At 57.9% G+C, this 14,159-nt stretch carries 5 protein-coding genes and 4 pseudogenes; 5 read left to right on the forward strand and 4 right to left on the reverse strand.

Annotated elements, in window-relative coordinates; translation table 11 throughout:
- A pseudogene (locus EO156_RS24195) lies at window positions 1-202 on the reverse strand (hypothetical protein); the annotation flags it as partial.
- A 197-nt stretch (window positions 203-399) separates the two neighbouring features.
- Between EO156_RS24195 and EO156_RS19445 the strand changes: the two are divergent.
- A pseudogene (locus tag EO156_RS19445) lies at window positions 400-834 on the forward strand (transposase); the annotation flags it as partial.
- A 124-nt stretch (window positions 835-958) separates the two neighbouring features.
- Here EO156_RS19445 and xopC read toward each other — a convergent pair.
- Window positions 959-3,414 (reverse strand): annotated as a pseudogene (xopC, locus tag EO156_RS19450) (type III secretion system effector protein XopC).
- 390 nt (window positions 3,415-3,804) lie between these two features.
- Here xopC and EO156_RS19460 point away from each other — a divergent pair.
- The 4 genes and pseudogenes from EO156_RS19460 (at window position 3,805) to avrXacE2 (ending at window position 9,496) form a co-directional block, all read left to right on the forward strand.
- Window positions 3,805-4,767, forward strand: coding sequence for an IS1595-like element IS1595 family transposase (locus tag EO156_RS19460; RefSeq protein WP_016849979.1), 963 nt, complete (start codon window positions 3,805-3,807; stop codon window positions 4,765-4,767).
- Between the two features lie 19 nt (window positions 4,768-4,786).
- Window positions 4,787-6,931 (forward strand): annotated as a pseudogene (locus EO156_RS19465) (Tn3-like element TnXax1 family transposase); the annotation flags it as partial.
- A gap of 132 nt (window positions 6,932-7,063) precedes the next feature.
- Window positions 7,064-8,341: a lytic murein transglycosylase gene (locus EO156_RS19470; RefSeq protein WP_029829234.1), complete on the forward strand. Its 1,278-nt coding sequence runs from the start codon at window positions 7,064-7,066 to the stop codon at window positions 8,339-8,341.
- Between the two features lie 84 nt (window positions 8,342-8,425).
- On the forward strand, window positions 8,426-9,496 hold the full coding sequence (gene avrXacE2 / locus EO156_RS19475; RefSeq protein ID WP_011052114.1) for a type III secretion system effector avirulence protein AvrXacE2: 1,071 nt from the start codon (window positions 8,426-8,428) through the stop codon (window positions 9,494-9,496).
- 720 nt (window positions 9,497-10,216) lie between these two features.
- Here the strand turns inward: avrXacE2 and EO156_RS19485 are convergent.
- Window positions 10,217-11,734, reverse strand: coding sequence for a hypothetical protein (locus EO156_RS19485; protein WP_124632086.1), 1,518 nt, complete (start codon window positions 11,732-11,734; stop codon window positions 10,217-10,219).
- Window positions 11,735-12,023: 289 nt separating this feature from the next.
- A complete protein-coding gene (locus EO156_RS19490) occupies window positions 12,024-14,087 on the reverse strand; it encodes a TonB-dependent receptor (RefSeq protein ID WP_016848955.1) in 2,064 nt (687 codons plus the stop codon).
- Window positions 14,088-14,159: the final 72 nt, after the last annotated feature.

Genomic DNA, 14,159 nt, shown 5'->3' on the forward strand with positions numbered 1-14,159 from the left:
GATCGATCACCACAGCCAGGTACATCCAGCCTTCATGCGTACGGATGAAGGTGAAGTCGCTCGCCCAGGCCGTGTCCGGCTCGGTCAGAGGGTCGGCAGGGATTCGTGTAAAACACAGCCAAAAGTGAGCTAACTCGCTGTCATCAAAGAATTTTTCACAACCTTTCGCCGATCGTCCATGCGGGTCCGGGATCGCCTCCATGTCTGCGCCTCACCCCGGTCGTCGAGGGTTGCCAGGATCACCCGAAGTTGTGTACTGCCATGCGGCCTCGGAAGCTATGTAGTCGCCCCTGAAAAACCCCCAGACCACATCCATTGCAAGGCTTCATCTGCGTTATCGGTGTGCTGGAATTGCCAGTTTTCGTTACGCTACGTCCTGGTTTCTGGCAGTTTTCGCCCATGCGTACACGCCGTCCTGCCGCCGAGCAGTTGCCTGCCGATGAGCTGTTTCGTTCGCGTCTGGAGAACCAGATCGACTTGCGCCATCCACTGGTCCAGCTGATTCATCGGCTGCCGTGGAGTGCGTTGGAGCAGGCGCTGTCGCCGCGGTTGCCGGCTACCCCCGGCACAGGCGGTCGGCCCGCACTGCCGGTGCGCCTGATCGCCGGCTTGCTCTACCTCAAGCACGCCTACGGCCTGTCCGATGAAGCGGTGTGCGAGCGCTGGCTGGAAAATCCTTATTGGCAGTTCTTCACCGGTGAGGTGGTGTTCCAGACCTGCTTGCCGTGCGATCCCAGCTCCCTGACACGTTGGCGACAGCGCCTGGGCGAAGCCGGGATGGAAGAGCTGTTGGCGCACACCATCAACACCGCTCATGTGATGAAGGCAGTGGATGGTAATCCCCCCATCCCCGGCATCGGAGATGGGGGGATGCGCTATTTGCCATATGGCTTGCTAGAGAAACGTCTTCACCATTCAATTGCTAGGGGCATCACGATTGTTTCGAGCCTCTGCCCAACTAAAGTTCCGTGATTTTAGATACAACACGGGTTGGCACCCCGTCGACATCAATTTCCCTGCCCACGTCGTCACGCTGCGCGTTGACGATCACCCCCTTGAGTACACGGCTCTTTGGCTCCGCAACACTCTTTAATTGCTTGATATCGGAGGGTTGATCGCCGTAAGAGGTTATCGGCACATTAGGTTGAACCGAGAGCCGCTCAAGGCTCTCTGCCAATCTCGTTGAATCTGGTTTTTTGTCGATCCGTTCAATGGTCGTGGAATCCGGATGGGCGTAAATTGCTGCCTCTGAAAGAGTAGCCCGTAGTGCTTCTTCGTCACTGCCATTCAATGAATTGATAAGTCGCTTCTGCAAATCTTCAGGCATTTGAGAAGGGGGCAAATGCGACTTTTCAAGGGTGACTTCTTCCGCGCCGGACACCACGTCAAAGTAGTGCATCATGCCAAGATGATTGATCTCGTTTTCCAAATCGCCATGGCCGCGATTACTGATCAATATGACGCGAGAATTCGCATTGCGTGATTTCTCCAGAATTTCTTTTGCGCCAGGAAGTAGGGAAAGCTCAATATGCGGGAACGGAACATCTCGACTATAATTTTTTTTCGAAACTTCCGGCTTTACTAGCATTTTATATTCGCGGACAAAGTTAGAGTATACGGCATTATTTATCGACGCTGCTTTATGCTCAGAAATTCCTGGGAGCATTTTCCGAACAAAATCTTCAATTATGTGGCGCTTATATATGCTTTGCCTACCCATCAAATAAGATGAAAAGTCTTTTTGATTTTTCATCAGCAATGGCGCTTCCTCGTCGACCGGTTCTGCATCGTTCAACTTGCTGTGCAGGACCGCTACGGCATCTCCGAGTTCAGGCAATGTCGACGCATGTTCCCTTGCTGTGATAGCCAACGCGTTATGCATAAGCTTATAATTCAATCCTTTTTCGTCACGCAGACAGTCGTCCCAATCCAATACGACGACCTGTTTTACCTCAGACGCTTGGATTGAGGAACGGCTCGCCAAACTAACTTGGTCGAGCTCTTTCACGATTTCATCAGGTGAAGCAGGTTTCATTTTCAAGATAGGAATAAGCGAATCATGCTCACCTTCGAGAACTTTCGCATCATCTACGAAGTGACGCGCAGAATCCGTCCCTGCTATCTCTTGCATGGAACTTAGTTTTTGCATTTGCTCAAGCGTATCTGGCGCGTCCGGGTCTATCCCTACATTGTGAAGATGGGCTCTTTTGAACAAGTTATTTTGAATTGACTCGAATCTTAAGATTGCCGAATCGCTGGCCGGATCTATTGCGTAGGCGATTAAAATCATCGCTTCGCTGTTGGTTAACTTCTCACGCGGCATTCCGATTGCGGCAAGGCGTTCAGTAACCTTTCCTTGAGGATCCCAAGCTGCTAGGGTTTCGTCTAAAAAAGCGCTGACCTCGGAGGACATGGTAAGTTGCGGTGAAAATGGATGGGCGCTCAGCGTTGCAAGAGCAAGCACGTCCACACCTGCCTCCTTGGCTGCTGCTTCCATTGCCAGCATAGATCCTCCTGCCTGAATGTGGTCATCGGTAATGACAACTTTATCGCCACGTTTCAGGTCGGATGTAACGAAATAAGGCTGCTGTACCAAACGGCCAATCGGACTCGCTTCTGTACGCGAGGTTCTTGAAAGACCCACGAGGGACTTATGATCTGTAAATACAATAGGCTTTCTGTCCTCCTTCTTAGCTGAAATAGCTTCTAAGGAGTTCAGTGAACTGGCCAGCTCTGTTTGTTCGCAGAAGGTAAAGAAGTTCAATGTACTATCTTCGGCATAGTGATCACGCGTCGGCCTTAGCAAATGAACCACACCACCTTCATCGCCTAAAGCCTCAACTACATGGCGATGCAGAAAGCTCGAATAGCACGTGTTCCCTGACTCTGAGTACTTAACAGCGGGCTGGTTTTTAGTCTGCCGAGTTTGCTATTTTCGCCCTCGATTGGTTCATCGGTGAATAAATCTCGACCACGCTTTCCCACATGTCTAACTGCATAATAGTCCTGCTTTCCCTGCGAGAGGCTTTTCACTGATTGTAAAGATGGCTTCTCAGTAGCAAATTCGCTAAAAAAGAGAGGCGCTTTCCCCGATTCATTCCGTGAATGGTAGTTTTGCGAATCTACACGTTCTGCAGAACCTAGGCTTTGGGTAGAGAGAAGAAACTGACCTTTTCCAACGTCGTTCGAGCGATTCTCGGCAATCATCTTATTGACCGCCTGAAGATCACTGCTAGAAGTTGGCATTTTAGATGGCTTACGATCAAGAGGGCGGAGCCCCTTTAGTTGGGCGCTTAATGCCGCATCCTTTGGAATTTCGCTATTGCGTCCCACTGGAATTGGAGTTTTTGGCTGCAAATCCCCCTGGGGAAATTGGCCAGTATAATGAGACTTGCTTGCACTACTTGTTTTCATCAAGATTCACTCCTATTGATTAAACTACCCCCTGATTTGCTTGGCTGTATAATTCAAAAAATTTTCTTGACTTTATTTAAATGGCCCATAAGCACTCAACAACGCCTCAAATAAATTATTATTTTCCTGGCGCCCTTGCATGCTTCCGCTAATAAAAAAGGTCCTTGTATGAAGAACGTAGACGGACTGAAATATTTTAGCTTTGCGGTATCAGTAGACGCACACTTAAGAGAAAAAACCCGTCTGAGAGCGAATATTTGATTCTGCAGGACGGTGACGCGTTTAACAAAAAAGGGTTCCTGATTAGCCCTGACCTTCAGCCGCCAGTCGCAGGATCTGCGCCGCGCTGGGTGGATGCTGCTGTCACTCTGAAGCCAACGAGGTGACGTGATGAGCATCAATGCGGTGCAGTTCCAGGCTGGATTGTCGATGCCTGAGTTCTTCGCGTTCTACGGCACCGAGGCCAAGTGCTATCGCGCGCTCTACACGTGGCGTTGGCCGCAGGGCTTTCGTTGCCCTGTTTGTGCCGGGCGCGTGCGCTCGCGTTTCAAGCGGCGTGCTGCGATCTACTACCAATGCAGCGCGTGCCGGCATCAGACCAGTCTGATGGCAGGCACGATGTTCGAAGGCACCAAACTGCCGCTGCGCACCTGGATGCTGGCCTTGCACCTGTTGACCTCGACCAAAACCAACATGGCCGCACTGGAGCTGATGCGTCATCTGGGGGTTAACTACAAGACGGCCTGGCGGATGAAGCACAAGATCATGCAGGTCATGGCCGAGCGTGAAGCCACGCGGAAATTGGCGGGTTTCGTGCAGATCGACGATGCCTATCTCGGCGGCGAGCGTAACGGTGGCAAGGCCGGACGCGGATCAGAGAACAAACAAGCGTTCCTGATTGCGGTGCAGACCGATGCCACCTTCACCGCGCCGCGCTTTGTGGTGATTGAGCCGGTGCGCAGCTTCGACAACACCTCGCTGCAGGACTGGATTGCCCGTCGCCTGGCGCCCGAATGCGAGGTCTACACCGATGGGCTGGCCTGCTTCCGCCGGCTGGAAGACGCCGGCCACGCGCACACCACGCTGGACACTGGCGGTGGTCGTGCCGCGACCGAAACGGCCGGTGCACGTTGGCTCAACGTGGTGCTGGGCAATCTCAAACGCGCCATCAGCGGCGTGTATCACGATATCGCGCAAGGCAAATACGCAAGGCGCTACCTGGGAGAAGCGGCCTATCGTTTTAATCGTCGATTCCGCTTGCGCGAGATGCTGCCGCGACTTGCCACGGCCATGATGCAATCCAACCCATGTCCAGAGCCGGTCCTGCGTGCAGCGAGCAATTTTCATGGCTGAGAGTCAGGGCTAATCAGGTTATCGCAAGACGCTCGACGATGCGGCCGACCTGTTCATCCGCCTGATCCAGAACCTGGAGAACACCGCGCAGCAAAAGCTGATCGCTTATCAGCTCGAACACAGCAAACGGGCCGATGCCCTGATCGGCCAGCTCCGGGAGATCCTGCAGGCCTATCAGGTCGAGGGCACAGACACCGAGCGTGTGGGCGCGATCGCGGGCGTGCTGGTCGCCGACATCGCTCTGCTGACGGCTGAGTGCGACGAGCACGTGGCCTACGCCGGCCGCAACTATCTGCCATTCCTGCTGGCACCCTATGGGACGTTGCGTCCGCTGCTGTTCAACTGCCTGGAAATCATGGGCCTGGGTGCCGCCAGCCAGGACCCCAGCATGGAGCACATGATCGGCGCTGTCCTGGCGCTGCGCAGTCAGCGCCGCGGGACGATCGACGCCGCTAGCCTGGGCGTGGCAACAACCGACCTGACGTGGTTATCGTCAGCCTGGCGCAAGCATGTGATGCCCAAAGCCTTGGCCGCCGCCAGCCCCGGCTGGATCCATCGCAAGTACTTCGAACTGGCGGTGCTCGCGCAGATCAAGGACGAACTCAAATCCGGCGACCTGTACATCCCGCACGGCGAGCGTTACGACGACTACCGCGAGCAACTGGTCGACGAGGCGACACTCGCGCAGGAACTGGACGCCTACGGCGAGGTCTCGGGCATCGCCACCGACGCGGCTGACTTCGTGCAGGGTCTGCGCACCGAACTGACGACATTGGCCGATGCCATGGACGCTCGGTTCTCGGACAACCTGCACGCCAGCATGGTCGACGGGCGGCTGGTGCTCAAGCGCCTGCAGGGCGCACAGGTGACCCAGGCCATCGCCACAGTGGACAGCGCGATCACCGACCGGCTGCCGCCGACCAGCATCGTCGATGTCCTGGTCGACACCACCCGCTGGCTGGACCTGCACGTGCACTTCCGCCCGATCGTCGGCACCGACGCGCGAGTCGACGATCTGCTGCGGCGCGTGATCACCACCCTGTTCTGCTACGGCTGCAATCTGGGGCCGACCCAGACCGCGCGTTCGGTCAAGGGCTTCAGCCGGCGCCAGATCTCGTGGTTGAACTTGAAGTACGTCACCGATGAAACGCTCGACAAGGCGATCGTCCAGGTGATCAACATGTACAACAAGTTCGAGTTACCCGGCTACTGGGGCAGTGGCAAGAGCGCCTCGGCCGACGGCACGAAGTGGAGCGTGTACGAGCAGAACCTACTGTCGGAATACCACATTCGCTACGGCGGCTATGGTGGCATCGGTTACTACCATGTGTCCGACAAGTACATCGCGTTGTTCAGCCACTTCATCCCGTGTGGCATACACGAAGCGGTCTACATCCTCGACGGGATGCTGACCAACCGGTCCGACATCCAGCCCGACACCGTACACGGCGACACCCAGGCGCAGAGCTTCCCGGTATTCGGGCTGGCGCATCTGCTGGGCATCAACCTCATGCCGCGCATCCGCAACATCAAGGACCTGGTGTTTTCCCGGCCGGAGCCAGGTCGGACCTACAAGAATATCCAGGCGCTGTTTGGGGACAGCATCGACTGGACACTCATCGAGACCCACGTGCACGACATGCTGCGGGTCGCCATCTCGATCAAACTGGGCAAGATTACCGCTTCCACCATCCTGCGCCGGCTCGGCACCTACAGCCGCAAGAACAAGCTGTACTGGGTATTTCGCGAACTGGGCAAGGCGGTACGCACACTGTTCCTGTTGCGCTACATCGACGATGTCGAAGTGCGCAAGACCATCCACGCCGCCACCAACAAGAGCGAGGAGTTCAACGGCTTCGTCAAATGGGCCTTCTTCGGCGGTGAAGGGATCATCGCCGAGAACGTCCAGCACGAACAGCGCAAGATCGTGCGTTACAACCAGTTGGTGGCCAACCTGGTCATCCTGCACAACGTGGAGCAGATGACCCGCGTGTTGGCGCAGCTGCGGGACGAGGGCTCAAACATCAGCCCGGAAGTGCTGGCCGGCCTGTCGCCGTATCGGACCAGCCATATCAACCGGTTCGGTGACTACACCTTGGACCTCAAGCGGCAGGTCGAGCCAATCGATTTCTCGCGGAGAATTCTTGCGGCGACAACGCGTTAGGACGCAATCAGCTGTTTTTTTACCGGGCGAATTCCTGCTTGCCCATCGCGGTCAAAAACGCATAACTGCAATAATTACATCCTGGGAACAGGAGGACTAGAGTGGCCGCTCAACCACCACCTCGGGTATCTCATGATCATGCCTTCGCGCCTTTTGCGTTTAACGCTCGGTGTCAGCGTCTGTGTGGCCGCAACCAGCGTAGCAGCGCAAGCCATCGCTCCCGAAACAACCGCATCCTCCGCAACCGACGCCGGTGGGCAACAGCAGGATCCCGCACCCACTTCGAGCTTCGAACAGTGGCTGGCAGACTTCCGCCAACGTGCGCTTGCCGCCGGCATTGGAGCCACCACGCTGGATAACGCATTGGCTGGTGTCACACCCGATCCAGCGGTGCATGAACTGGATCAGCGGCAACCCGAATTCACCCAGTATCTATGGGACTATCTCGACGCGCGTGTCACACCTGCGGCCATCCAGGAAGGACAGCAGCTGCTGATCAGCCAGCACGCCCTCTTCGAGAAGTTGCGGCAGCACTACGGTGTGGATCCGGGCATTCTGACCGCCATCTGGAGCATGGAAAGCGGGTACGGCAAGCAGATCGGGGACTTTTATGTCATTCGCTCCCTGGCGACACTGGCCCATGAGGGACGGCGCACCACGTATGGCAACACGCAGCTGCTTGCGGCCCTGCAGATCCTGCAGACGGAAAAAAGCATTGATCGCTCGCAACTGGTGGGTTCGTGGGCCGGCGCCATGGGACAGACGCAATTCATTCCGAGCACCTATCGCGACTACGCCGTCGACGAGGATGGCGACCAGAAGCGGGATGTCTGGAATTCCAAGGCGGACGCTTTGGGCTCTGCGGCGAATTATCTCAAGCAGAACAATTGGACCAGCGCTGTTCCCTGGGGCCAGGAAGTCCAGCTGTCAGCCGGCTTCGACTACGCGCAAGCCGACCTGACGATCAAGAAGACCGTCGCCGAATGGCAGCGCCTGGGCGTGGCGCCCCGCAGGCCGATTGCGCCCGCACTGGCGCAGCAGTTGGCATCGGTGTTGTTGCCCACCGGATACCGCGGCCCGGCCTTCCTAGTGTTCGATAACTTCCGCAGCATTCTGCGCTACAACAATTCCACCGCCTATGCCCTGGCGGTCGGCTTGCTGGCAGACGGCTATGCGGGCAGGGCCGGGGTCGAGCAACCCTGGCCCAAAGACGATCCGCCGCTCAATAGCACGGCCCAGATCACCGAGCTGCAGCAGAGGCTGACCGACAAGGGATTCGACGTGGGCGGCATCGACGGTGTGCTGGGGGCGCAAACTCGCCAGGGAATCCGTGCATTCCAGCGTAGCCAGCAATTGCCGCAGGACGGTTACGCCAGTACGTCGCTGCTGGCCCGTCTGCGGGCCGCCTGATCGGGGATGTACGTCGGAGGCTGCAATTCTTCACCCACTTACAAGTACTGCAAGGCCATCAATAATGGTGCGGGAATCTCAAAAATGGGTTGCACTATCTCAACGACAAACAACGCCCCGCACTCGCCGCGCCAAGAGGACGCGCCTCCCCTTCCGCCGCAGACGCGGCAATCCTTTGTGGGTGTCGTAAATGGGCTGTTGAGCGATTTGCCCAAGCGTCGGCGTCGTGGTGGGTCGCTCTCCGATCCTGATATCTCCCTCGCCGGCTACTTGCTGAGCAAAGCCGTCATCGGGGATCCGGTCGAGCCCCAGGACATCCCTCGGCTGCACAAGGCGAACAACACGATGCAGGAGACACGGGCGCGCTTCCCATACGGACGCGGCAACGTCGCCACCGACATTGCCGTCAGCGATCACGCATCCAGTCAACATGCGCAGGCCGCACATGATGTGTTTGTCGATCTGGTGCGCGCCGCGCCGCCGGCGTCAATGCTCACGAATCCGACGCTGGGGCATGCGGTCGTATCTGAATTCGTCCAGGGCGGTCATTGCGCCGGATATGCTGCCGTAGCAACCATGCGACATGTACAGAAGCTTCAGCCAGAAGAAAGCGTCCACTATGTCCAGCACAACCATCAGGGCCATGACTGGGCTGAGTCGCGCGTGCCGGACGGACATCACAAGACCATCGTCCTAGACCCTTGGGCTCAAGGACCGGCGGTGTTTGCGTCCGACAGCAGATTTGCGGCAAATGCTCAACACACCCAAGAACGCTTGGCCTTGAATGCCAAGGACGGAGATGATATTGCCGCCAAGACGGCCGCAGGCGCGCAGTATCTTCTGGAAAACTGCCTCCCCCTGACTGAAACACACCTCAAGAGACTGAAAGCCCAGGAGTTCCATTGCGCGCCTGAGGAAGTCTGGCAACCGCAACCTGTGGTAAGCGATGCGTTTCGTAGACGGGTTCGGCAAAGTCTGGCTACATTGACCAACTCTTCAGAGCTTGGCTTGTCGCGGGCAGAGCAGAGCAGCAAGGCTTTGAAGAAGATGTCCATCAAATCGGCATGCGCACTGGGTTTCGGCAAGAAAGCAGCAAGCGCAGCTGCCGAAGGCATTGCCGCTGCCGCATATCAGCTGTGCGAGCAGAGCCAGTAACCGGTGATGGACCCAACCATGCGGGTGGGTCACATCAGTCCAAGACTCTAAACCCAGCCGGTACTCAGGGCGGGAGACGTCGAGCCAAGCATTTTTCACAAACTCCTGCGGGCACTTTTGAGCGCTATCTATTCATTACCGGGCTTGGGCGCGATCAGTTCCTTCTGCTCAGGTAGCGGACCGGGACGGAAGCGCCCTCCCGCTCGCGCTTGCGACACGGCAAACTGCACATCATCTTCAGTATCGGACTGACTCCTAATCGAGCTTTGCCTCTTCAATCCTTGCAATACACCCTGTGTCTCCCGATGAGTCGCCGACTCTTGCGTCGCTTGCTCATTCGTGGTCCGACCAGCGTGTTGCTCGACAACATATTCGCTCGCTTTCCCACTGGCACCTGTGACGTTGAAGCATCCCATATAAGAACTCCTACTTGAGAGTGCGGGCTGCTAACTTCTCACGAAAAGCGTAAACCTGCTTTCGCCAAGCGAAAACTCTTTGGACTAGCGAAATTGTGCCTAGTGATCGGGCGCAGCTGAAAACTAAACAACGTGCCTGGACCTCGTGGGTAAATGTGCTGCCGTGTGTGTAAACACCACGTTATTCAGTGGAATGTGGATCCGGGAGATGTGGGGAGGTCGGTGTGCGAGGCTGCTATGGGGTCGATGCCGCCGCAGGCGTCATGATCGGCGGGGCCACGTCCACGACCAGTACGGCCACGCGCTAGAGGAGGCTACCCACCGCGTCGAGTCGGTCAAATTTCAATTCAGCGCGAGGCCTATGCAGAGGGACGGTAGAACTTCTCGAAACGGCGGCAAAGCGCAGTCGGGCAAGTGGCTGCTGGATGCTCGGATGAATAAGGATGCCTTCATACGCTCCAGCTTCACTCAGCAACGCCCGTCCGATTACGACTCTATCAGCAGGTTCATCCGACATGCGGGGTTGGGACATCAGATCTTGCGCGAGCGCGGTGATATTGTTCGTGAAATTGCTTGTGATGCGAAGACCGAATTGATTGAGGTAAGTATGTGCCGTAAGTTCGAGGAATGAGCGAACCAGGAATGCGCAGGCATAAGGGGCGTCGGATACCTTCACCTTCCCCATAAGTTCATCATGAATTCGCCGGCATTTCTGCTGGTTCACCGGCAGAGCATTTCGACGATCAATTAGATAGTGGCGAACCCTGGGCGAACGCGGTCGGACCGTAGTGGTTGCAGGCGAAGGGCTAACGGCGGTGTGAGTTGGAGCGACAGCGCCCGGGATCGGCGTCGCTTGTGGAGTCGGCGTGTTGGGGGTGATAGCTTGGACGCCTGGCCGAGGAGCCGGCGCAACTGGCTCACTTGTCGCGTCGCCGCCCTCGCACTCCTCGTTGTCATTATTCTCAATATCGGTGGTGTTCTCGAAATCTCTAAGAACAGGCTGCAAATACGTCGCAACATCTTCGGTCAGCTGTATGGTGCGCGACGTAATCTGACCTGACGCAGTATCGTTGGCGACTCTTGCCCAGCCGAAAAGTGCGCGCGCCGGATTCGATCCTTCATCATAAGCGTCAGATGCTATGCGGCCGCCGAATCTGTTGGTGAACTCTGAGCTTCCAGCGGCGCGCTCAAAGGTCGAGACCGCGAATTCGCTGGAATCCAGCTGATCCAAAGTCTGAGAATTTAGAAGCCCATCAACCCGAAGTCGGGTCAATAGCTTATAGGTCCCATTATCGTCGAACCTTGCTTGCTGCATTGGCGACCAAGAGCTTCGACCAGCCCCATCTAGTCCGACGGTGTGCTTCAGGCGAATAAACGGTCGAGCCTCTTCCCGGGAATCCGCAAGCGCAACGTCGAGTCGAGTTGATATTTCATCGACCGGATACTCGTTTCGCAGTGCGTGCATGCGCCTATTCAACGAAGCGGACATGCCGATATCATCACGATCAAGAAGCGTAGTTTCGGTAAGGAGCTTAAGGGCTGTAACTCTCCGATTACCGTCCAGAACGATATAGCGACCGGGTGACTGCGGATTGGCAATGACAATCAATCTTTCGCTCGGATCTACACTAGCGAGTTCGCAGATACTCTTCGCCAAGCTATAAATTTTCTCGCCAATTCTCTCGCCGATCCGTTCCGCCTGCAGTATTTCCGAGATGGCCTGAGTCTGATGCGACGCTGGATCAATCCTTGGGTTCCGTAGATCCAAGTCAAGCGTCGCAAGGTCAACTGTCAAGCTTTGCACACTGCCCCCCTGATCCATCAGTAAGCGCCCGCACTTCGGGCACTGTTAGATTAGCCGAAGTCGGCAATCCCGATCTCGGCCTTATCGGGCACCAATCGATTAGGGAGTGTGGGGCCTAGGGGGAGAAGGCTGGCAACGACGTGCGCGGCCCTCCAGGGGGGGCAACTCTTGCCCCAGAGGCACCGCTTATGTGGTAGCACACCCGCCGTTCCTACCAGAGGGCAGGTGCGCCCTCATGGCGCAACGCACACAAAAAGGCCGCCCGAAGGCGGCCTTCCTTCCACTCAGCAGGGGAGAGAGACCGCTGTCAGAAGAACAAGCGCACGCCGAACGAAGCGCTGCGGCCAGGAAGCATCACATCGTCCTTGAGGAAGGAGGTGTGCACGCGTGCGTCCTGATTGGTCAGGTTATTGCCGTCCAGGAACACTTCCCACGCGGCGCTGCCGTGGTCCACGTGATACGCCAGATGCGCATCGACGAAGGTGTAGCCGTCGGTCGGGGTTTCGTTCACTGCCACCTTGTCCTGCTTCAGGGTGCGGGTGGCACCAAGCGATGCGCGCCACTGGTCGGCATCCCAGCGCAGCTGCGCACCGAAACGTCCCGGTGCGATACGCGGCAGGTTGCCGCCATCGTTCAGACGCGCACGCACCGTATCGCCGAACACGCGCAGGTCCCACGCACCGTTATCGTTGTTGGCCAGGTGGAAGGTGGCCTCGCCTTCGAAACCGTGGAAGATCGCATCGGCCTGCGTCCACTGGCGGATCGGCAGGAAGTCGTTGTCTTCTTCGTTGAACCACTGGCCGCCGGTGTCGACGATGTAGACGAAGTCGTTGTAGCGGTTGTAGTACGCCGCCACCTTGGCATCCACCCATTCGTTCTGGAAATTCAAGCCCAGCTCGGCCTGGTTGGCCTTCTCGGTCTTCAGATTGGCATCGCCGATTTCGAAGGCGAGGGTGGCGATATGCGGGCCGTTGGCGAACAGTTCTTCTTCGGCCGGCGCACGCTCGGCGTGGTCCAGGTTGGCGGTCAGACGCCATTGTTCGTTGAAGCGGAAACCGCCGCTGGCCGAGAAGCTGGTCGGAGTGAAATCACGGTCCACGCCGATATCGGTCTGGTACTTGACCTTGTCCATGCGCGCGCCGACTTCGGCGGTGACGCGCTCCCAACTATTGCGTGCAACGGCGAATGCGCCGAGCGAGCGTGTATCGGTCTTGGGCACGAAGGATTCTTCGCCGATCGCCTGAAAGGTGCTGTCGCTGCCCTGCAGGCCGAATGCAGTCTGCCAGCCGCCACCAAACGTAAACGAGGCTTCCACGCGGCCTTCGTTGGCCCGCTTGGTGAACACGGTGCCGACTTCGGCGCCTTCGAATTCGGTATGCGCGTAATCGGTATGGCCGAAGCTGTAACGCAGCGCGCTGCCTTCGCCCCACGGATCGGTCAGCCCGCCCTTGAGGTCGTAGCGGTCCTGCTGCAACTTCAGCGACACCCCGCGCTCGCCGATGGACGGGTCGCCCGGCTCGCCCGGGTTGCCGTAGTTATCGCGGAAACGCGATGCCGACAAACCCACGAAACCCCAATCGCCGGACAGCGACGCACCGATCGAGCCCACCTTGGAATCGACCCAGCTGTTGAGCTGGCGGCCCTTCGGCGTGTCGTAGTCGTTCTGGTTGCGATACACGCCATCTGCGTGGATCGACAGCCCGCTGCCATTGCCGGCATCGACGCGGAACATGTCGGTGTTGCCGTCCTTGTCGCCGCCGTCGAAGCGTACTTCGGCGCGGCCGCTGAAGCCGTCCACCGGGGTCTCGGCGATGCGCCCGTCGACCACGTTGACCACGCCGCCGATGGCGCCGGAGCCGTACAGCAGCGTCGATGGACCCTTCAGCACTTCGATCTGGTTGGCCAGGAACGGCTCGATTGCCGGGGAATGGTCCTGGCTGACGGTGGACACGTCTTGGGTCGACAGGCCGTCGCGCAGCACTGCCACGCGCGGGCCGTCCAGGCCGCGGATGATCGGCCGGCCCACGCCGGGCCCGAAGTTGGAACTCTGTACGCCGGGCAGGCTGGCCACGGTTTCGCCCAGGCTGGAACCGCGCACCTCGTCCAGACGCTCGCCGGCCAGCACTTCCACCGGGCGGCTCAACTCACCGGCCGCATCGCGCAACGGGCTGGCGGTGACCACCACCTTGTCCAGATCCTTGATATGGCGCCCACTGGAGGGGCTGGCATCGTGGCGTGTGTCCGAACTGGGCGGGGTCTGCCCATCGGCAGCGACCGGAGCGTCCTCGGCCATGGCCAGGGCAGGGGTCAGCAGGCTGGCCAGGGCCAGTGAGAGCGCGGAACGACGGAACGGGTGTGCAAAAGGGGGCATGGTGGGCCGGACTCTGTAATTGTTACTGTGTATCAGTGGTGAGGCGCAGCTTGCCTACTGCGCCGGCGGCGA

Source organism: Xanthomonas sp. DAR33341, from assembly GCF_003992815.1.
GTDB classification, from domain to species: domain Bacteria; phylum Pseudomonadota; class Gammaproteobacteria; order Xanthomonadales; family Xanthomonadaceae; genus Xanthomonas; species Xanthomonas cissicola.